Here is a 938-nt window from a genome sequence, read left to right as displayed (position 1 = left end):
CCAGCCATAACAAATAGAGGCCACCAACCACCTTAATAACCAGGAAGATTTTTTCAGAAGTGTAAAGCAGCGTCGCCAAGCCAGTCGCTGCCAGCGTAATCATGCCGACGAATGCTATTAGCCGCCCAATACCCGCTAAACAAGCTGTTCGAACGCCATAGCGTTTAGCATTGGTTAATGAAAGCAGGTTATTAGGGCCAGGCGCCATATTCAGGGCGAAGCAGGCAGGGATAAAAAACAGCAGTGTAGTTAGGTTCATAAAAACTCACCTGTATAGCTTAACAACTGTGCTGGTAGCAAACTGATGGTACGACTAACGCTATTTATACTAGTCTTTGTACTCTTCAAGCACATATTGAGCCTCTGCTTCAATGGCATCCAATACATCATCAGGCACTTGGTAGCGAAACTGCTTACGCCGATTGTTTGAGAGGCGCCCTTCATTACTCAGGCACATCATCACTAGCCGTGCCAAATCGCTTCCACGTATATCAAAATTCGCATCCACCGCCGCATATACGCGGTCAAAGCAGGCAAGGTAGCGTGTCTCTGCTTTCAACTCATCTTCAAGCGCTACACTTGCCATTTTCAGTGTAAAAGCCACGGCGTTAGTGGCATCCCAATAGCGATAGAGTGCATCGAACCCCATATACTCAAAATCGTACTGATCGGCATCAATCCAACTTACTCGCCAATGCTCGCGGGCAGGTTTGGAAAATGCTTCCAAGGCTGCCAAATAATCAGCTTCATAACGCTTCATGGCAACCGAGATAGGTAGAAGGTTATCGTGGGGCAGCCCATCCATTCGACACAACGTATGATGAATCAGAAAGCGTGAAATACGCCCGTTACCATCCATAAAAGGGTGCAAAAAAACAAATCCAAAAGAGAGTATCGCTGCGGCTACCAACTCGGGTACATTTCCCACCGAGTCGTTT

2 protein-coding genes are annotated in these 938 nt (G+C 47.1%); both read right to left on the bottom strand.

The annotated features are described in order from the left end of the window. Positions 1-259, bottom strand: a 259-nt coding sequence (locus INT22_RS21710) for a LysE family translocator (RefSeq protein ID WP_226912966.1), incomplete at its 3' end; no start/stop codon positions are given. A 69-nt stretch (positions 260-328) separates the two neighbouring features. Beyond that, positions 329-938, bottom strand: a 610-nt coding sequence (locus INT22_RS21705; RefSeq protein ID WP_226912965.1) for a Fic family protein, incomplete at its 5' end; no start/stop codon positions are given.

The organism is Halomonas sp. 3D7M, assembly GCF_014897885.1.
In the GTDB taxonomy this organism is placed as follows: Bacteria; Pseudomonadota; Gammaproteobacteria; order Pseudomonadales; family Halomonadaceae; genus Vreelandella.
This window is presented reverse-complemented; position numbering and strand designations above follow the sequence as displayed.